The organism is Microbacterium luteum, from assembly GCF_015277875.1.
Lineage (GTDB): Bacteria > Actinomycetota > Actinomycetes > Actinomycetales > Microbacteriaceae > Microbacterium > Microbacterium luteum.
Map to the genome: position 1 here is coordinate 1,140,462 of NZ_CP063814.1, position 16,656 is coordinate 1,157,117.

Consider the following 16,656-nt stretch of genomic DNA (forward strand, 5'->3'; position numbering starts at 1 on the left):
ATCAAGAGGTTCCGCTCCTCGGTGGGTGAGTCTTGAACGGTGACGCGACAGGAGATCTCTGACGAGGTGTGGGCCGTGATGGAGCCGTTGATGCCGACGGTGACCGGTCGGTCGCGGCCGTGGACGGATCACCGGCTCGCTATCGAGGGGATGGCGTGGAAGTACCGGACCGGTGCGCCGTGGCGTGACGTTCCGGAACGGTTCGGGAAGTGGAACTCGATCTACAAGCGGTTCAACCGGTGGGCCGGGGACGGCACCTGGCAGAAGCTGCTCACCGAGGTGCAGAAGCAGGCCGACGCCGCTGGGGAAATCGACTGGGTCGTCTCGATCGACTCCACGATCGCGCGCGTGCATCAGCACGGCGCGACCCTCGCCCGGGACACAGGGGGCTGTGCCGAATCACAAGAATCCGTGGTCCGAGCCGCCTGATCACGGGATCGGACGCTCCCGCGGCGGGCTGACGACCAAACTGCACCTGGTCTGCGACGGCCGCGGCCGGCCGCTGAGCATGATGATCACCGCCGGGAACATCAACGACACCACGATGATGAGCGCGGTGCTGGAGAACATCCGCGTTCCCCGCGACGGGAAGGGCCGCCCCCGCACCCGCCCCGACCGGGTGCTCGCCGACAAGGGGTACCCCTCAAGGGCGAACCGCGCCTGGCTCCGCGACCGGAGGATCGCGGCGACCATCCCCGAGCGGGACGACCAGATCGCGCACCGCCGCAAGAAGCCGGGCCGGCCGATCGCTTTCGGCGACAAGCAGAAGGAACGCTACAAGGGACGCAACGTCGTAGAACGCTGCTTCAACCGTCTCAAGCAGTGGCGCGGCATCGCGATGCGCTCGGACAAACTCGCCCGCAACTACCGAGCCGCCGTCAGCCTCGCCGCGGCGCTGATCTGGATCAAGACCGATCTCCGCTGAGCGCTTCGCGCTCCTGCAGCGTGCGCTCAAGCTGTCCCACCGTCGGCGCACCCGCAAAGCCGCGCTCGGTCAGATAGACCCTGCACGCCAAGTCGGCAGTGTTCCCCTGGGACGGGAACAAGTCCTGACCGTCCAGAAGAATCGTGGGCGAGCCCGCGAAACCAGAGCTCACCGCCTCAGCCTCGGTGCGGATCAACACGAACTCCACCGGAACATCGCCCCGTCCGATCGAGTCGAGCACCAGCCGTACTCGATCGCCCGCCTCCTGCCAATTCGGGCAATCCTCGATATGCAGCACCTGGATCTTCACACGCCCATTCTCCCGCGCAACTCACGGCGGCTGGCCACCCCGCACCTTCTTGATCAACACGCCCTAGTGGACGGGTGTGTCCGATAAACGGTGGATCTGGTTTGGCGTTCATTAGTTGATTCGGCCTTCGAATGCGATCGCGAACGCGTTCAGCGCCGGCTTCCACCTCGTCGCCCAGCGTGCCCTGCCGCGCCCGGTCGGGTCAAGCGAGCGGGTCACGAGGTAGAGACATTTCAGCGCGGCGGCGTCGTTCGGGAAATGCCCGCGTGCCCGGACTGCTCTGCGGTACCGGGCGTTGAGTGACTCGATCGCGTTCGTGCTGCAGATGATCCGTCGGATTTCCACGTCCCAGTCCAGGAACGGCACGAACTCACTCCAGGCGTTCTGCCAGAGCTTGCTGATCGCCGGATACTGCTGACCCCATTTCGCGTCGAACTCCACGAATCGCTCACGAGCGGCCGCTTCGGTCGGCGCCGTGTAGACAGGGCGCAGGTCCTTGCCCATCTCTTCCCAGTAATGGCGAGACGCGAACCGGAACGTGTTGCGGATCAGATGGATGATGCAGGTCTGCACCGTCGCGAGCGGCCAGGCGGTGTTGATCGATTCCGGCAGACCCTTCAGCCCGTCACAGACGACGATGCAGACATCCTCGGCGCCACGGTTCTTGATCTCCGTCAACACGCCGAGCCAGAACTTCGCCCCCTCGCCGCCATCGCCGGCCCAGATCCCGAGGATGTCGCGCTCCCCGTTCACGGTAACGCCCACGGCGATATAGAACGGCTTGTTCCGCACCTGGCCGTCTCGGACCTTCACCACCAGAGCATCAATGAACACCACAGGATAGACGCGATCCAGCGGACGGTTCTGCCATTCGGTCATCTCCTCGATGACCTTGTCGGTGATCCTCGAGATCGTGTCCTTCGACACCGACGCCCCGTAGACATCGTCGAAGTGCGCCGCCACCTCGCCGGTCGTCAGCCCGCGCGCGGTCAACGACAGCACGATCTCATCCACGCCGGTCAGGCGCCGCTGCCGCTTCTTGACGATCTTCGGCTCGAACGACCCCTCACGGTCTCTGGGAACGTCGATCTCGACGGGACCGACCTCCGTCAGCACCGTCTTCGATCGGATCCCGTTGCGAGCGTTCTCGGCGATCGTGTTGCCGTGCTTCTCGTAGCCAAGATGCTCGGTCATCTCCGCCTCGAGCGCTGTCTCCAGCACCCGCTTGGTGAGCCCGTTCAGCACCCCGTGGGGGCCGACGAGGTCGACACCCTGTTCCTTCGCCTGCTTCAGCAGCTGCTCCGCGAGCTGCTGCTCATCGATGATCTCTCCCGTCACAGGATCGATCATCTCGATGACATCGGTCATCGCCCTTCCTTTCGGTCAGGCCAGACCAGATCCACCGTTAATCAGACAGTCCCTAGTGGACCGCGGCCGTCGCCCGAGTTCGTGGAGTGGTTGATGGGTCTCCCCAGTGGTTGGATCACTGATCCGATCCATCAACTCACGGCTAATCAGCAGATCGCTGCGCTCGGCAACGGCGTTCTTCCGCTACAAGCGCTCTCGGCGATGCGCGTCGGCGCACTCGTGCAGGCCGATGCTGCTTCGTTGGCTGGAGTCCAGCACCCGATGGTGTCGCGAGGATGCACGGTCTCGCAGGAGGAGGAAGGCGAGGACGAGAAAGCCGGCGAGAGTGCCTGAGACGATCAGCGTGTTGATCGACTGCGCCAACATGACGGCGGCGGTGAGCCCGTCCCGGAGCTCAAGGTCGGCGATCATGAGTCCGGGTTCGTCCGCGGCTAGTGCGGCCAGCGTGGCGCCGTTCGGGGCGAGTACCTGGCTGGTGCCGGTGGTGGAGAGGTTGACGACGCTGCGGCCGGTCTCGATGGCGCGCATGCGCGCGAACGCAAGCTGTTGCAGGTGTTCATCGGTGTCGCGAAAGTCGGCGTTGTTCGTCTGGAACATGAGCACCTGGGCACCGCTGTGCGCGCCTTCGTGAATGACGTCATCGAAGGCCACGTCGAAGCAGATCGCCAGTCCCACCTCTACGCCGTCGACCTCGATGGCGGGTGTGTCGACGCCGGCGGCGTACTCGCGTTCTAGGAGGTCTACCAGGCTGGGCACGAGCGCGCCGTAGAACCACCGGTCGGGCACGTACTCGCCGAAGGGGACGGGATGGCGTTTGGCGTGCGCGGCCGTCGGCCCGTTCGAGGTCCAGAGGAAGGAAGTGTTGTAGACGAGGTGGCCGTCTGCCGCGGCGGCGTTGAGCAGGATCGGGGCGTCGTATCGGGCGGCTGCATCGTCGAGCGCGTGAGCGGTGGCCTCGTCGGCGAGGGGATCACTGTCGACGCCGCCCTCGGGCCAGAGCACGATGTCGACCTGTTCGTCTTCGAGAGGGGCGGAAGCGGCGAGCTGAGATTCCAGGACCGCGCCCGGTTCGTGCTCATCGACGTACGCGGCGGGGCCGTTGCCCTGCACAGCGCCCACCCGGATGGTGCCCGCGTGACTGGTCGGGAACTGCGGCACCAGGACCATCACCGCTGCGAGACCGAGCACGGGGATCGACGCCGCCCACGAGGCGAGAGGTGTTCTCGGGTGCTCGGTGGCGTTACCGCGTGCCGGTTGCGCGCGCACGATCCAACGGACTGCTTCGATCGCGGCGGCGCACACGGCGACCATCAGGAAGCCCAGGCCGGAGACGCCGACCCATGACGCGACCGGAGCGATCGGGCTTTCCGATTGGCTCATCGCCACCCGTCCCCACGGGAATCCGCCGTAGGGCCAGGAGCCCATGATGAGTTCGCGGATCGTCCAGGCTCCCGCTACCAGCAGCGGCAGCGCCAGCAGCCGCATCGCGAAGGCGTTGCGCCGGCGCGGCAGCCATCGGTAGGCGAGGGCGATCGGCACCGTCAGCACAGCCGTGTAGATCGTCAGCGCGCCAGCCAGGGCCACCCACGGGACCCAGCTCAGCGGATGCTCCCCGAGAAACTGCGCCGACCATGACACGTGAGGAAACCAGAACGCTGCGCCGAAGACTGTCCCGACCAGCAGCGCCCCCCAGGACCGTCGCCCGATGAGAGTGACGAGGGACAACGTCACCGAGACGAACGCCAGCGGCCACCACCCGAGTGCGGGGAACGCCGCATCCATCGCGAGCCCGGCCACGCCGGCGACTGGCATCGCGGCCCATAGCGGCAAGGGCGCAGTCTCGGACGCCCGCGTCCGCGTGTCGGCCGATGTCTCGACTCTGAGCCCGGAAATGATGCGCTCCCTGTTCTAGCGAGGGTCGGACGCCTGCATTTGCGCGCGCACGTGGTCCATGTCGAGGTCGCGGATTTTGCCGATCAGGTCGTGGAGCGCTTTGGCCGGGAGCGCTCCGGGCTGGGAGTAGACCAGGACGCCGTCTTTGAAGCCCATCAGCGGGGGGATGGAGGTGATCTGTGCGGCGGCGGCCAGGGATGCCTGGGCCTCGGTGTCGACCTTGGCGAACAGGATGTCGGGATGCTCGGTGGACGCGGCCTCGAAGACGGGGGCGAAGCTGCGGCATGGTCCGCACCAGGCGGCCCAGAAGTCGACCAGCACGATGGGATGGTCGGTGATGGCGGCTGAGAATGCGTCTTCGGTGAGGTCGATGGTTGTCATGAGGGTGGGGCTCCGGAGTCTGGTCGGCGACGGTGTGTTGTGAGGTGAAGTGGTTCAGCCCGGGGTCGGCCGGGCTAGGCCGAAGGGACAGTTGAGAGCGGTCAGCCGGCAGACGAGGACGAGGACCACCGTGATGAGTCCGAGGCCTCCGGCGGCGATCGCCCAGGCCGGCGGCAGCTCGATCACGAGCACGAGCGTTCCGGTGAGCAGGACGAAGACGCCGAAGACCTTCTGGAGGGCGTCGGCTGGTATGCGTCCTGACAGGCGCGCACCGAGGAGCGCTCCGAGCACGGCCATCGCAGTGACCGCGGCCACCAGGGGCCAGTCGAGGGTCACCGTGGTCAGGTAGCCGGCGAGTCCGGCGAAGGACTTCATCGCGATCACCAGCAGTGAGGTGCCCACGGCCACCGGCATGCTGAGGCCGCCCAGCAGCACGAGGGCGGGGACGACGAGGAAGCCGCCGCCGGCGCCGACGATCCCGGTGATGAGGCCGACGACGATGCCTTCGAGCATGGTCCGCAGCATCGGCAGCGAGTGGGCGCGCTCGGTCCCGGCATCGGCCGTGGGTTGGTCGGTGTCGCGCCTGGGCTTTCTGGTGACCATCGCGATCGCGGTGGCGATCATCATGATCGCGAAGGCCACCATCAGCACGGCACCGGGGAGCTGGCCTCCGATGAGTCCTCCGGCGAAGGCGCCCACCATTCCAGCGGCTCCGAAGATGAGCCCGGTGCGCCATCGGACTCGACGGTGCCGGGCGTGCACGACGAGGCTGGACAACGAGGTCACGCCGACGATCAGCAGCGAGGCCGCGATGGCCTCTTTCGGGGGCATGCCCGCGATGTAGGTGAGCAGCGGGACGGTCAGGATCGACCCGCCACCGCCGAGCGTCCCTAGCGCGAGCCCGACACCCACGGCGAGCACGAGGGTGAGGATCAGGGTGCCGCTCACTCGTGCTCACCGGGCATCGCGGTTGGTGCTGCGGGTCGTGACGCCGACCGTGCCGATGCCGGTCCTAGATGCGGGGTCGTTGCAGTTGAACGCCGTCGGAACGTCGGAGCACGCCAGGGCATCACAGTTCCTGGGTCGCGACCGGGATGGATGCGATCGCGCTCCGTGCGGTGGGGCTGGCCGTGACCTTGTTCCAGGGCATGCGGGAGAGGATGCGGCCCATCAGGCAGGAGCCGGTGAGCGCCGCGACGACGAGCCCGGCGCTGAGCGCGAACGCGATGAACCGGGACTCCGGCCAGAGGAACTCGGCCACGAGCAGGCTCACCAGGACGATCAGCCCGGCCGTGAACCGCACCCCGGCGCTCGATGTCCCAGCGAGCTGCGCTGCGGACCACCTGGCCGCCAGCGGCCTCGAAGGCGGGCACGCCGCCGGTGAGCACGTTGGCCGTCCGCACGCCGGCGGCAGCGAGATGCTGCTGGGCCTGGGTGGCGCGGTTGCCGGACTGGCACACGAGTACCGCGCGGTGCCCGAGCCGCTCTGCCAGATCCGAGGCGTGTTCGGTCAGCAGCGGCAGCGGGACGTTGTACGAGCCGTGAATGTGGAGGGTCTCGAACTCGGCCGGGGACCGCACGTCGATGATCGTGAGGTCGTCGTGGAGCTGACGCCACTGGGCGAGCTCCTCGGCGGTGAGCGTTCGGAGCTCGGCGGAGGGATCGGTCATGGGGTGGTTCCTCGTCAGGTCTGGCCGCGGGCAGCGGAGATGCGAATGGAAGGGGCTGGGGCCGACCGCCCGTCGGAGGATGCGATCGTTCTGCTGTGCGTCAGGCCAGCGCGGTCTCGCTGGTGGTCTCCTGCCATGCGCGCCAGGCGTTATAGCTGCCGTCGAGCTCGACGACGGCGTGCCCGGCGCGTCGTAGGGCACTCGCGGCGACGGTGTTCCGCATCCCGGACTGGCAATAGGTCACGATCGTGCCGGAGCGCGGCAGCTCGTCTTGGTGCCAGAGGACGCGTGCGGCGCTGAGCTGTGTGGCGCCGGGGATGTGCCCGGCGGCGTACTCGCCGCGCTGGCGCACGTCCAGCAGCAGCGCGGCATCGAAACCTGCCAGCTCTGCCGGCTCGATGAGGGGCGGGACGAACCGGGGAAGCCCGTCGATGGTGGTGACGTAGCCGGCGGTCTGGTCGATGCCGACCCGCAGCAGCCGATCCGCGATCGCCTGGGCGGCGGTCTGGTCCTCGGCCAGCAGCACCAGCGGACGCGAGTCGGCCTCGGGATCGTAGGCCCAGGCGGCATAGGTGGCGGTCTTGGAGCCGTCGGGGATGTTGAGCGAGCCGGCAACGGTGCCCTGATGGGCCTGCGCCGGCGGGCGGGTGTCGACGAAGGTGATCTCGTCGGCCTCCAGCCGCCGCGCCACCTCCGCTACGGCCAGCTCGGGCACCGGGCCGCGCTCGCCCAGCACGGCGGGACCCTCGCGGTTCTGCTTCTTCATCCTCGCGAAGTAGGCGTGCGCGTCGGGCTGCCCGTCGAGCAGCTCCTCGATGAACCCCTGCTCGTCGTCGGCAGCCAGGTGGCGCGACCACCAGGCGTTCGCGCGTTCGTAGCCGACCGTGGTCGAGGGCAGCGCGCCGAGCGCCTTGCCGCACGCACTGCCGGAGCCGTGCCCCGGGTGGACCTGGACGTGATCCGGCAAGGTCAGGAACACCTCACGCAAGCTGGTGAACAGTTGCCGCGCGCCCTCGAAGCGGGTGTCGACCCCGCCCGCGGCCTCGTCCAGCAGGTCGGGGCGGCCCAGGTCCCCGGCGAACACGAAGTCGCCGGAGATGAGGTAGCCGGGCTCGCTGGCGAAGGCGCCGTCGGTGACCAGGAACACCAGGTGCTCAGGAGTGTGACCAGGCGTGTGCCGGGCCTGGATCGTGATGTTGCCGATCGTGATCGTGTCGCGGTCGTACAGACGCCGGGCGTCGAACCCGTACTGCCAGTCCGCGCCGCCCTCGCCGGAGACGTAGACCTCGGCGCCGACCGCCGCAGCCAGCTCGCGGGTCCCGGACAGGTAGTCAGCGTGGATGTGGGTCTCGGTCACTGCGACGATCCGCATGCCGTGCTTGGCCGCGAGCGCCAGGTAGTCCGCGATGTCGCGGCGCGCGTCGATCACCACCGCCTCGCCCTTGGCCTGGCAGCCGATGAAGTACCCGGCCTGCGCCAGGTCCTCGTCGTAGATGCGTTCGAGGAGCACTGTTCATCCTTCCGTCGATGTCATCGATACCCTGGGGGGTATTTTTACCGTCTCATACCCCCTGGGGTATTTCAAGTCGAGTCTGCGACCCGAGCGCCCACGATCGACATGCCCGCGTGGCTGGACGTCGGGAAGGACTCGTTCAGAGGGGACTCAGCGATCGTCGCCACCAGGTGCCGTCGTTCCTGGAGGAAGAGTGCAGCGCCGTTGATGGTGATGTGGGTGGGCACGATGATCGGTCCTTGGCCGTCGGGTTCGTAGGCTTGGGCGACATCGCCGGTGAGGACGTTGTGGACCCGGATCGCCCCGTCCTCTCGCAGGTAGAGGAAGACGCCGCCGATCGCGGCGATGGTGGTCTCGGCGGCAACAGGCAGGGACCACAGCGGTCGGTCGTCGGCGTCGTAGCCGTGCAGGCCGGTGTCGTCCAGGGTGACGAGGGTCCCCGTGGTGGGGTCTACGGCGGCGTCGCGGGCGGTGCTGCTCACGATGCTGCCCTGATCCAGGTTGAGGAGCGCGCCGGTGGTCTCGGAGGTGGCGATGAGCGCGAGCCCGTCTCCCGGTTCAGGGCGCAGGGACGCGCTGATGGACGCCGCTGTCCAGCCGTGCTCGGCGAGGGGGATGCGCCAGAGCTCGTGATCGTCGGCCGTGTCGCGCGCGATCAGAGCGTCCTCGTGGGTGAGCAGCACGATGCCGTGGTACTCGCCGATGATGCGGATACCTTCAGGGCTCGACTCGTCGGCCGCGACGTCTCCGGTGGTGGGATCGAGCGCGACGCGTGGGCCGGTCTCGCCCATGAAGCCATCGGGAGGTGCGGCGAAGACCAGGCCGGGGCCTTGGTAGGGGCCGGGCACCTCGACCGGACCCCAGACCTGTTCCCCGGTCGTCAGGTCGTAGGCGGTGGCAGTCGTCGCGGCCAGGGCATCGGCCGTGATCTGGAGGTCGCCCAGGATCGCGAGGGCTCGGCCGTGCGCGTCGGTGGTCACGACGAACCCGGTGCAGCTCGCTGGACGTTGCGCGGCCCACAGCACGTCCCCGTAGACGTCCACGGCGGTGAACTCCAGCACACCGTCGCGTTCACCGGCGGCCAGGTACACCCCGTCCGCGTACTGAGGAGTGATGTCCCACCCGGGGTCCACGACCTCCAGCTCCTCGAACGGCGTCGGCAGCTGCAAGCCCGAGGTGTCCACCACGGGTAGCGACCCATCGACCGGGTAGGGGTCTCTTACGGGCTCGGGCTCGGATGCCCCGCAGCCGGTCACCAGCAGCGCGGCCACGGCGGCGAGGGCAAGGCTGGAGCGTCCCCGGCGCGGCGTCATGACTGTTCCGCGCGGTGCTCGCCCGCCTGGGCGTCAGCGCGAGCGTGGGTACGGCGGCGTCTGGCCCAGAGCACGAGCACGATCCCGGCGATGAGGACGACGGCGAGGATGTCCAGGATCGGGTTCGCCAGGATCGCGGTGTTCTCCTGGAGCCAGGCCTGGGCGTCGAGCGGAACCAGTTCGGGAGCCCCGACCAGGCCGTTGGTGGTCCAGAACAGCACCCCGACGCCCACGATCAGCAGCCCGGTGACCACCGAGGTGGTGTGCAGCTCCCGGCCCAGCACGGTGAACGATCGCCCGCGCAGGAACCGGCGTCCACGGGCGCCCAGGCGCTGCCAGAGCGCGGCGATCAGCAGCAGCGGCAGCACCATGCCCGCGCCGTACACGGCGAGCATGACGCCGGCGGCGAGGGTGTCGCCGCGGGCGGCGGCCAGGGTGAGCACGGCGCCCAGGATCGGGCCGGCGCAGAATCCCGCGATGCCGCTGGCAGCGCCCAGCAGCACCGTCTTGACGAGTCCGGTCTTGGACGCCGCTTGCGCGTGCAGGTCTGCCCCGGCCGGTAGCAGCCGGGCAGGGTCGAACCCGAACCCGAGCGCCTGCGCCGCGCCGAGGACGACCAGGACCAGCGAGGCGACGAGCACGATCGCCTGCCGGTGAGTCACGAACAGCGTCCCCAGGGCGCCGGCTCCGACCCCCACGGGGACCAGGACGGTCAGCAGGCCGACGTAGAACACGGCTCCGTGCAGCAGCAGCCGGGGCCCGCTGCCGATCGTGGAGGCGAAGAACGCCGGCATCAGCAGCGCCGCGCACGGGCTCAGCAGCGCGAGCGTGCCGCCGGCGAACGCGGCGAGCAGTCCGATGTCCACGCCGCCTCACTCCGCCGCGTCGAGCGCGCTCTGGAACGCTTCCTGGAACACCTCGGTGGGCTGCGCCCCGACGATCGGCTGTCCGCCCAGGATGAAGATCGGGGTGGAGGTGGCGCCGAGGTCGAACCCGAACTGCTGGTTGGCGGCGATCACCTGCGCCGTCTCCTCCGAGCCCAGGTCCGCGGCGAACTGCTCGGTGTCCAAACCGAGTTCGCCCGCCAAGGCGACGAGGGCTTCCTCGCTCAGCTCGCTCTCGGACCTGCGCTCCCCGTCCTCGAACAGGGCGTCGTGGTACTCCCAGAGCGCCCCCTGGAGGGCGGCGGCGTACGAGGCCCGCGCTGCGCGCTCGGACGCGGGACCGAACACGTTGATGTCGCGCCACTCGATCCGCAGATCCCCGGCGTCGACGTGCTCCATCATCGACGGCAGTGTCTGCTCGCTCCACCGCGCGCAGAACGGGCACTGATAGTCCGAGAACACCACCAGCACCACCGGCGCATCCACGGGCCCGGCCGCGAGCAGGTCCGCCTCGTCCCTGGTCTCGGCCGCAGACAGGTCCGGTTGCTCGGGGTTCTGCACCTCCGTCGGCGCGCCGCTATCCGACGGCGAGCCCCCCTCCTCGGCCGTCGTGCCACTCCAGTTCACCGCCACGATCACGGCGATCAGGACAGCAGCCAGGGTCAACACGGCGACCGGCACGATTTGTGACGACCTCGAACGGTTCGACGGTTTCGGGCGGTTCGTGGTCTCGGTGGGCATAGGGATTCTCCTGTCACTGTCGCGGGCACCGACCTCTACTATCTCAGATAGTCGACTATGCGTGGTAGTCGAGTCGTGTCAGAATGGGTTCCATGACCTCTCCCACGACTCGATCCCGCCAGGGCATCGGCGAAAGCTTCCGGTTGGCGGTCCAGGCGCTTCGAGGGTGGACGGGCAGGCAGGTGCTGGCCGCGATCGCTGCCTCGGCGGTTGTCGCGGTGGTGATCGGGGTGGCGACGGTGCTGATCCCCAACCCGCTGTTCGGTCGAGACATCCCGCCGGTGTGGTGGAACTATCCGGTGTGGCTGGTCACCTCGGTGCTGTCGGGCATGCTGGTCGCTACGTATATCCGCCCGTACCGCGCCGCCGCGGACGAGCAGCAGGCGAATGCGGTCAGCGGGGACGGCGCCGCCACCGACGCGGCCGATGAGGCGCAGGCTCGGCGCAGCAGCCGGATGGGAATGGCCGGCGGCATCCTGGCGTGGTTCGCGGTGGGGTGCCCGGTGTGCAACAAGCTGGCGCTGCTGGCGCTGGGGTACTCGGGAGCGATCACCTGGTTCACCCCCGTGCAGCCGTTCCTCGCGCTCGGCGCGCTGATCCTGACCGGCGTCGCACTGGTGTGGCGACTACGCGGGCAGGTCGCTTGCCCGGTCCGCCCCGAGCCGGTGGCGGCTGTGCGATGAAGGCCGCCGATGGGCGCTCCGGCGACCTGCTGCGCCTGGGGGCGTTGGAAGCGCAGGTGATGGACGTGCTGTGGGACCACGGCCCGGCTACCGTGCGCGAAGTGATCGAGCACCTGCCCTCCGACCCCGCCTACACCACCATCGCGACCGTGCTCACCAACCTGGATCGCAAGCGCCTGGTGACCATCACGAGGCAGAACCGGTCCACCCGGTACGGCGCCAAGATCACCAGGCACGAGCACGCCGCGGGGCTGATGGAGCAGGTGCTGGAGGCTAGCCGCGACCGGGCCGCCTCGATCCTGCAGTTCGTGGACTCGATGCCCGAGAACGACCTGGACCTGCTGCGCGACTACCTGGAACGCCGCGACCGGGGAGACATGCCATGACCGCGGGCATCCTCACGATGGCTCTGTGCACCGGACTGGTGGCATTGGCGGTGTTCGGGCCGTGGTTGCTGCGGCACGCTGCCCCCGCCCTGGTGCGCGTCCCGCGCTTGGCGATCGTGGTCGTCGCCGGCGGCATCGGGGTCTGGCTGGTCACGCTGCTGGCGATCGGCCCGGTGCTGGCCTGGGCCGGAGCCGGCCCCGCGCTGCTGCCCGAACGCGCGGCCGAGATCTGCCAACGGTGCCTGACCGCCGCGAACCCGTTCTCCGCCGACACCACCGAAACCCTGATCCCCGCGGTGCTGCTGCTCGCCCTGCCGGTGGCGCTGGCCCTTGCTCTGGGAGCAGGTCTTGCCCGCCAGATGGTTCGGCGCAGCTCTCGCTCCCGGGACGCCGCCCGCACGCTGCTGCACGGCGCGCGGCGGCAGCTCCTTCACGGGCACGAGGTGGCACTGGTCGACGCCGAGCACCCGTTCGCGCTTACCTTCCCCGACCGTCACGGCGGGATCGTGCTCTCCACCGGCGCGGTGCGCGCGCTGGGGCCGGGCGAGCTGGCCGCCGTGCTGGCCCACGAGCACGCCCACCTGCACCAACGCCACCACCTCATCACCGCGCTAGTGGACAGCATCGCCGCCTACCTACGGTGGGTGCCGCTGATCCGCGCTGTCGCCGACGCGCTGCCGCACTACCTGGAGATCGCCGCGGACGACCAGGCCCGCCGTCACGCAGGAACCAGGGCGCTGGTCAGCGCCCTGGTCAAGCTCGGCGAACGCACCCACCCCGCCATGCCGCAGCACTCCTGCCCTGTCGCCTTGCACGCCGCTGGTCCCGAACGCATCCGCCACCTCGTCCACCCCAGCGCCGGGCTGGCAGGCGCCCTGCCCGCCGTCGCGATCGCCGCATACCTGGTCGGCATGGCCGCCCTTGCTGCCCTCGTCCATCTGCCCTACGTCTCGGCCGCCCTCACCGGCTGCACCATCTGACCCTGCCGGAAACCAAGAGAGAACACCAAACAATGAATGAGAACACTCGTGAGGTGATCCTGCACGTGGCCGACGACCCCGCCGACGTGCAACGGGCGCTGGACGCCGCCGCCGGACTCCACGCCGCCGGCCTGGGAGTGCGGGTGCGGGTGATCGTCAACGGCCCGGCACTGGCCGGCCTGACCGGCACCGATGCCGTCCAGGTGCCCGAGCACACCGAGGTGGCCGCGTGCAGCGTCGGGCTCGGACGGCGCGGCATCGACCCCGGCGAGTTGCGACCCGAGGTCGGCACGGTCCCCTCCGCGGTCACCGCGATCGTCCATGCGCAACTGGCCGACGCCGCCTACATCCGCATCTGACCGGACCAGAAGGTGGCAGATGGAGCGCCGATGAGGACCATCGGGTTGCTGCACGGGATGAGCAGCGTCGCGACGGTGGACTACTACCGCCGGATCAACGACCGCGTGAACGAGCTGCGTGGCGGGCACGAGCGAGCCGAGCTGGTGCTGTCCAGCGTGAACTTCGGCGTCATCGAACGATGCGTGCGCGCCGAAGCCTGGGATGAGGCCGGACAGTATCTGGCAGGCAAAGCCCGGGGCCTACAGCGGGCGGGAGCGGACTTCATCGCCTGCGGGAGCAACACGATGCACCGAGTCGCGCCCGTCATCGAGGCGGCGATCACCGTCCCATTCCTGCACATCGCCGATGTGGTCGCGACCACAGCGACCGACATCGGGGTGACCCGGCTGGGACTGCTCGGCACCGCGCCGACGATGGAACAGGACTTCTACCGGAGAAGACTCGAGCGAGCGGGCTTCACTGTGCTGCCCCCGGAGCCCGTCGACCGGACCACGGTCGATCAGATCATCTTCGACGAGCTGACCAGACACGTGTTCCGGCCTGAGTCTCGGGAGACCTACATCCGGGTCATGACAGACCTCCACGCGGCCGGGGCCGAGGCGATCGTGCTCGGATGCACCGAGATCATCCTCTTGGTCGGCCCCGACGACGTGCCGGGACTGCCGCTGCTTGACTCGACCACGCTGCACGTCGAAGCCATCGTCCAGACCGCGATGTCCCGCGGCTAAGCCGCCCCACAGCGGGTCCGCCGCGCCGGGACGAGCCGGTCACCGGCGCTGGAGGAGAAGTACCCCGTCGGTCAGCTCGGCGGCCTCGCCGGAAGGGGCGGTGGCGTGTCGGGTGTGCGTCTGGATGCTCAGGACGAGCCAGTCGTGCTCGTTGAGGTTCAGCTCCACGAACTGTCGTGCCGGGCTGGGAAAGCTGTGCGCGGGATGATCCGCGGCGTCGACCCAGGGTGGGAGTGCGGCGTGGGAGAGGACCACGAGGTGACCGCCGGCGCGCACCGTGGTGGCTGCGCGTTGCAGGATCGCGATGCGCGGGAGCGGGACAGGCGAGTGCAGGAAGCTGGCGGTCATCAGATCGTAGGGGCCGTCGTCCGGCTCCCACCGTGCCAGGTCGGCAGTGACGAACCGGGTGGCCGCGCTGGCCTGTTGACGCTGAGCCTCGCGGCGTGCGCGGGCGATAGCGGTGGCGGAGATGTCCACGCCGGTGACGAGCCAGCCCTGGGTGGCGAGCCAGATCGCATCGGCGCCCTCCCCGCACCCCAGATCCAGCGCTTTCCCCGGAGCCAAGTGCTGCACAGCGTTGACCAGGCTAGGGTTCGGGCGGCCCGACCACACGCGCTCGGCGTCCCGGTAGCGGCCCTCCCAGAACTCCTGAGGATTCTGAGAGGGCGAGTCGTGGCGCGTGGCGCCTGTCATCGTCCGAACAGGCGGGCGAAGAACCCGCTCGTCGCGGCTGCCTTCTCCTTCTCCTTCTCCTTGTCGTGTCCGGGGCACCACTGGCCCGCCGGCACGGTGCGCTTGACCTCGGCGATGTGCTGGCCGCAGCCGGCCCAGGTGGTCTTGCCGCAGGTCTTACAGGTCACAGCTCGGCACATGGATTGCTTCTTCCTTCGAGGGCTGTCTGTCGGTTGGTCGTGAGGATCGCTCGTTCAGGCGAGCGTGAGGAACAGCTTCTCCAGCTCCTCGGTGGTGATGTCGTCGGCACGGTTGGTGCCGTCGGGGTCGGCGATGCAGTCCTTCATCGCGGTGGAGATGATCGCGAACCCGGCACGGTCAAGAGCCGAGGAGACCGCCGCGAGCTGGGTCACCACCTCCCGGCACGACCCGCCGCCTTCGACCGCGTCAATGACGGCGTTGAGCTGGCCGCGGGCGCGGCGGAGCCGGTTGAGGATGCGGCGCTGGGCGTCGGGGTCACTCGTGGACATGAGAACTCCTGTTCGGGACGGGGGCGCTCGTCAGGTCGACGTGCTGCCGGGCATCGGGGATGTCGAGTGTGTGCTGCGGCGTCTGAGGCTGCCGACGAGTGGTGAGCCAGCTCGTCGGGCATGTTCCTGTGACCGCCATGACCGCGATGACGGTGGCCATCACGCCGGCGGCTACCGCGATCGCCGGGTCCGTCGACAGCATGGATGCACCGAACGCGCCGACGATCAGGGCGACGACTCCACGGCTCAGCCGCCCCCATACGCCGGCGCGGCATGCCGGGGCGCAGGTGAGCTGTCGGTCAGACATAGGCGAAACTCCTCTGACTGTCAGGAACGTCGTCGAGTGGGTGGTCGGCCCAAAAGCCCAGGATCGGCACCGAGCTCTCCTCGACCACCCGGGTCGGGTTCTCTCGCCTGATCTCGGTCGCGCCCATGACTCCACTATACCCCCGGGGGTATCGCGATCTCAACTTTGTCATCGCAGCGTCGCGAACGAGGTCTCCGCGACAGAGGCAAGCGGACTCTCCGGACGGTTGTGCAGCGCCCGCCGATCGCTCCTCGCGCAGCCCACTCCTCTCGGACCGCGTGGGCCGCAGAGGTCACGAACCGGGCGGGAGGCGGCTACCCCACGGCGGCCGGCGAAGACAGGCTGAACCATACGACTATGCTAGATAGTAACTATCATGGATAGTCGAACATGAGGTTGGTCAACGTGCGGAACGGGGTTCGGAGCATGCGGGAGACAGTCGGACGGAGTAAGCCACCGCCGCGGCGCTGGCATGGGTTCCTCAGCGCGGCGGCGGGGACGGTCCTCGTCCTCGCTGGCGGGGCGCTGCTGGTAGGCCTTCTCGCCGCGCCGGAGCGGGTCGAGTATGTGTACGGGACGGTGAAGACGGCGGTCACGGGAAGCATCCATGCCGCGCGGGAGGACGCGTTCGGAGACCTGCCCACCGTGGACTTGGGCGCCACGGGTGGCGTGCACGAACTAGACGGCTGCGACGGAACGTTCACGGAGATGAGTTCCTACGAGCGGGAGGGCGTTCCGCCGGTATGGGCAGCTCACAACAATTGTCAAGGCGACGTCCTGCTCCCCTGGGAGATAGGCCAACGGGTGCAGGTCGAGGGTAGCGATCAGGTGTATCAAGTGGTTGATATCCGCCACACGCCAAAGACCTGGGCGACCACCGATGACCTACTTGGCCTCGACGGTTCATTCGCCTTGCAGACATGCTTCTACGGCGAGGACCGGATGAAGTTCGTTGGGCTCGAACCGGTCGATTAGTCGCGGGATTGTCGAGACCCGCCCGTCGCGCAGTCCT

Annotated in this window: 22 protein-coding genes and 1 pseudogene; 7 read left to right on the top strand and 16 right to left on the bottom strand. The window is 68.7% G+C overall.

Features of this window, described 5'->3' with window-relative positions; all coding sequences use genetic code 11:
• Positions 1 to 78 precede the first annotated feature (78 nt).
• A protein-coding gene (locus IM777_RS05540) for an IS5 family transposase (RefSeq protein WP_233449959.1) occupies positions 79 to 925 on the top strand; the annotation gives its coding sequence in 2 pieces (ribosomal slippage) (positions 79 to 384 and positions 386 to 925; 846 coding nt in all).
• Here the strand turns inward: IM777_RS05540 and IM777_RS05545 are convergent.
• The 11 genes and pseudogenes from IM777_RS05545 to IM777_RS05590 form a co-directional block, all read right to left on the bottom strand.
• Positions 906 to 1,235, bottom strand: coding sequence for a hypothetical protein (locus IM777_RS05545; RefSeq protein ID WP_026095586.1), 330 nt, complete (start codon positions 1,233 to 1,235; stop codon positions 906 to 908). The genes IM777_RS05540 and IM777_RS05545 overlap by 20 nt on opposite strands.
• A gap of 111 nt (positions 1,236 to 1,346) precedes the next feature.
• A complete protein-coding gene (locus IM777_RS05550) occupies positions 1,347 to 2,585 on the bottom strand; it encodes an IS256 family transposase (protein WP_194385461.1) in 1,239 nt (412 codons plus the stop codon).
• Between the two features lie 201 nt (positions 2,586 to 2,786).
• On the bottom strand, positions 2,787 to 4,415 hold the full coding sequence (gene lnt, locus IM777_RS05555) for an apolipoprotein N-acyltransferase (protein WP_187326203.1): 1,629 nt from the start codon (positions 4,413 to 4,415) through the stop codon (positions 2,787 to 2,789).
• 96 nt (positions 4,416 to 4,511) lie between these two features.
• The gene (locus IM777_RS05560) at positions 4,512 to 4,877 is read right to left on the bottom strand and encodes a thioredoxin family protein (RefSeq protein ID WP_194384910.1); all 366 of its coding nucleotides are present in this window, start codon (positions 4,875 to 4,877) and stop codon (positions 4,512 to 4,514) included.
• Positions 4,878 to 4,931: 54 nt separating this feature from the next.
• Positions 4,932 to 5,825, bottom strand: coding sequence for a sulfite exporter TauE/SafE family protein (locus IM777_RS05565; protein ID WP_036542721.1), 894 nt, complete (start codon positions 5,823 to 5,825; stop codon positions 4,932 to 4,934).
• 121 nt (positions 5,826 to 5,946) lie between these two features.
• Positions 5,947 to 6,180 (bottom strand): YgaP-like transmembrane domain, encoded by a 234-nt coding sequence (locus IM777_RS17490; RefSeq protein WP_218871006.1) that lies wholly within the window; start codon positions 6,178 to 6,180, stop codon positions 5,947 to 5,949.
• Between the two features lie 112 nt (positions 6,181 to 6,292).
• Positions 6,293 to 6,547, bottom strand: a pseudogene (locus tag IM777_RS17495) (rhodanese-like domain-containing protein); the annotation flags it as partial.
• A gap of 100 nt (positions 6,548 to 6,647) precedes the next feature.
• Entirely contained in the window at positions 6,648 to 8,057 is a 1,410-nt protein-coding gene (locus IM777_RS05575; protein WP_036542718.1) for an MBL fold metallo-hydrolase, read from the bottom strand.
• Between the two features lie 71 nt (positions 8,058 to 8,128).
• Positions 8,129 to 9,373, bottom strand: a complete 1,245-nt coding sequence (locus tag IM777_RS05580) for a hypothetical protein (RefSeq protein ID WP_194384911.1) — start codon at positions 9,371 to 9,373, stop codon at positions 8,129 to 8,131.
• Entirely contained in the window at positions 9,370 to 10,239 is an 870-nt protein-coding gene (locus tag IM777_RS05585; protein WP_102209895.1) for a cytochrome c biogenesis CcdA family protein, read from the bottom strand. The genes IM777_RS05580 and IM777_RS05585 overlap by 4 nt, the downstream gene beginning before the upstream one ends.
• Before the next feature lie 6 nt (positions 10,240 to 10,245).
• A complete protein-coding gene (locus tag IM777_RS05590; protein ID WP_051016935.1) occupies positions 10,246 to 10,998 on the bottom strand; it encodes a DsbA family protein in 753 nt (250 codons plus the stop codon).
• 92 nt (positions 10,999 to 11,090) lie between these two features.
• Between IM777_RS05590 and IM777_RS05595 the strand changes: the two genes are divergently transcribed.
• From IM777_RS05595 to IM777_RS05615, 5 genes are read left to right on the top strand one after another with little or no spacing between them, the layout of a single operon-like run.
• On the top strand, positions 11,091 to 11,681 hold the full coding sequence (locus tag IM777_RS05595) for a hypothetical protein (protein ID WP_194384912.1): 591 nt from the start codon (positions 11,091 to 11,093) through the stop codon (positions 11,679 to 11,681).
• Positions 11,678 to 12,067, top strand: coding sequence for a BlaI/MecI/CopY family transcriptional regulator (locus IM777_RS05600; RefSeq protein ID WP_036542093.1), 390 nt, complete (start codon positions 11,678 to 11,680; stop codon positions 12,065 to 12,067). The genes IM777_RS05595 and IM777_RS05600 overlap by 4 nt, the downstream gene beginning before the upstream one ends.
• Before the next feature lie 17 nt (positions 12,068 to 12,084).
• Positions 12,085 to 13,047: a M56 family metallopeptidase gene (locus tag IM777_RS05605; protein WP_228480970.1), complete on the top strand. Its 963-nt coding sequence runs from the start codon at positions 12,085 to 12,087 to the stop codon at positions 13,045 to 13,047.
• A gap of 53 nt (positions 13,048 to 13,100) precedes the next feature.
• Positions 13,101 to 13,406 (top strand): hypothetical protein, encoded by a 306-nt coding sequence (locus IM777_RS05610; RefSeq protein ID WP_112266848.1) that lies wholly within the window; start codon positions 13,101 to 13,103, stop codon positions 13,404 to 13,406.
• Between the two features lie 30 nt (positions 13,407 to 13,436).
• Positions 13,437 to 14,135, top strand: coding sequence for an aspartate/glutamate racemase family protein (locus IM777_RS05615; RefSeq protein ID WP_028850584.1), 699 nt, complete (start codon positions 13,437 to 13,439; stop codon positions 14,133 to 14,135).
• Positions 14,136 to 14,174: 39 nt separating this feature from the next.
• Here the strand turns inward: IM777_RS05615 and IM777_RS05620 are convergent, their stop codons facing one another.
• From IM777_RS05620 to IM777_RS17410, 5 genes are read right to left on the bottom strand one after another with little or no spacing between them, the layout of a single operon-like run.
• On the bottom strand, positions 14,175 to 14,828 hold the full coding sequence (locus IM777_RS05620) for a class I SAM-dependent methyltransferase (protein WP_194384914.1): 654 nt from the start codon (positions 14,826 to 14,828) through the stop codon (positions 14,175 to 14,177).
• Positions 14,825 to 15,007 (bottom strand): hypothetical protein, encoded by a 183-nt coding sequence (locus tag IM777_RS05625; protein WP_194384915.1) that lies wholly within the window; start codon positions 15,005 to 15,007, stop codon positions 14,825 to 14,827. The genes IM777_RS05620 and IM777_RS05625 overlap by 4 nt, the downstream gene beginning before the upstream one ends.
• Before the next feature lie 54 nt (positions 15,008 to 15,061).
• Positions 15,062 to 15,337: a metal-sensitive transcriptional regulator gene (locus IM777_RS05630; protein WP_026529653.1), complete on the bottom strand. Its 276-nt coding sequence runs from the start codon at positions 15,335 to 15,337 to the stop codon at positions 15,062 to 15,064.
• Positions 15,324 to 15,644 (bottom strand): hypothetical protein, encoded by a 321-nt coding sequence (locus tag IM777_RS05635; protein WP_194384916.1) that lies wholly within the window; start codon positions 15,642 to 15,644, stop codon positions 15,324 to 15,326. The genes IM777_RS05630 and IM777_RS05635 overlap by 14 nt, the downstream gene beginning before the upstream one ends.
• Positions 15,637 to 15,771: a hypothetical protein gene (locus IM777_RS17410; RefSeq protein ID WP_257996725.1), complete on the bottom strand. Its 135-nt coding sequence runs from the start codon at positions 15,769 to 15,771 to the stop codon at positions 15,637 to 15,639. The genes IM777_RS05635 and IM777_RS17410 overlap by 8 nt, the downstream gene beginning before the upstream one ends.
• A gap of 263 nt (positions 15,772 to 16,034) precedes the next feature.
• Here IM777_RS17410 and IM777_RS05640 point away from each other — a divergent pair, with 263 nt between their 5' ends.
• On the top strand, positions 16,035 to 16,619 hold the full coding sequence (locus IM777_RS05640; RefSeq protein ID WP_112266852.1) for a hypothetical protein: 585 nt from the start codon (positions 16,035 to 16,037) through the stop codon (positions 16,617 to 16,619).
• Positions 16,620 to 16,656 lie beyond the last annotated feature (37 nt).

What these genes read in the sequence shown, in the direction of transcription:
- IM777_RS05590 (WP_051016935.1), bottom strand. Translation starts at nt 10,998, where the DNA reads ATGCCCACCGAGACCACGAACCGCCCGAAACCGTCGAACCGTTCGAGG.
- IM777_RS05550 (WP_194385461.1), bottom strand. Translation starts at nt 2,585, where the DNA reads ATGATCGATCCTGTGACGGGAGAGATCATCGATGAGCAGCAGCTCGCG.
- IM777_RS05595 (WP_194384912.1), top strand. Translation starts at nt 11,091, where the DNA reads ATGACCTCTCCCACGACTCGATCCCGCCAGGGCATCGGCGAAAGCTTC.
- lnt (WP_187326203.1), bottom strand. Translation starts at nt 4,415, where the DNA reads ATGCCAGTCGCCGGCGTGGCCGGGCTCGCGATGGATGCGGCGTTCCCC.
- IM777_RS17410 (WP_257996725.1), bottom strand. Translation starts at nt 15,771, where the DNA reads ATGGGCGCGACCGAGATCAGGCGAGAGAACCCGACCCGGGTGGTCGAG.
- IM777_RS05625 (WP_194384915.1), bottom strand. Translation starts at nt 15,007, where the DNA reads ATGTGCCGAGCTGTGACCTGTAAGACCTGCGGCAAGACCACCTGGGCC.
- IM777_RS05615 (WP_028850584.1), top strand. Translation starts at nt 13,437, where the DNA reads ATGAGGACCATCGGGTTGCTGCACGGGATGAGCAGCGTCGCGACGGTG.
- IM777_RS05630 (WP_026529653.1), bottom strand. Translation starts at nt 15,337, where the DNA reads ATGTCCACGAGTGACCCCGACGCCCAGCGCCGCATCCTCAACCGGCTC.
- IM777_RS05580 (WP_194384911.1), bottom strand. Translation starts at nt 9,373, where the DNA reads ATGACGCCGCGCCGGGGACGCTCCAGCCTTGCCCTCGCCGCCGTGGCC.
- IM777_RS05640 (WP_112266852.1), top strand. Translation starts at nt 16,035, where the DNA reads ATGAGGTTGGTCAACGTGCGGAACGGGGTTCGGAGCATGCGGGAGACA.
- IM777_RS05600 (WP_036542093.1), top strand. Translation starts at nt 11,678, where the DNA reads ATGAAGGCCGCCGATGGGCGCTCCGGCGACCTGCTGCGCCTGGGGGCG.
- IM777_RS05635 (WP_194384916.1), bottom strand. Translation starts at nt 15,644, where the DNA reads ATGTCTGACCGACAGCTCACCTGCGCCCCGGCATGCCGCGCCGGCGTA.
- IM777_RS05620 (WP_194384914.1), bottom strand. Translation starts at nt 14,828, where the DNA reads ATGACAGGCGCCACGCGCCACGACTCGCCCTCTCAGAATCCTCAGGAG.
- IM777_RS05605 (WP_228480970.1), top strand. Translation starts at nt 12,085, where the DNA reads ATGGCTCTGTGCACCGGACTGGTGGCATTGGCGGTGTTCGGGCCGTGG.
- IM777_RS05560 (WP_194384910.1), bottom strand. Translation starts at nt 4,877, where the DNA reads ATGACAACCATCGACCTCACCGAAGACGCATTCTCAGCCGCCATCACC.